Annotated in this window: 1 protein-coding gene; it reads left to right on the forward strand. The window is 47.2% G+C overall.

The window, feature by feature from the left end:
* Positions 1-265 (forward strand): zinc-binding dehydrogenase (locus A6E03_RS11250; protein WP_141677262.1); only part of this gene is annotated, 265 nt, incomplete at both ends.

Here is a 265-nt window from a genome sequence, read left to right on the forward strand (position 1 = left end):
GGCGTAACGACGGGTATGGGTGCGGTTCTTAACACGGCTAAAGTTGAAAAAGGCGACACAGTTGCTGTATTCGGTCTTGGCGGTATTGGTCTTTCAGCGATCATCGGCGCAAAAATGGCGGGTGCAAGTCGTATCATTGGTGTTGACTTGAACGAAAGCAAATATGAACTGGCTAAAAAATTAGGCGCAACTGATTGCATCAACCCAACAAAATTCGACAAGCCAATTCAAGAAGTCATCGTTGGAATGACTGACGGCGGCGTTG

Origin of the sequence: Aliivibrio sp. 1S128, assembly GCF_001691065.1 — a bacterium.
In the GTDB taxonomy this organism is placed as follows: Bacteria; Pseudomonadota; Gammaproteobacteria; order Enterobacterales; family Vibrionaceae; genus Aliivibrio.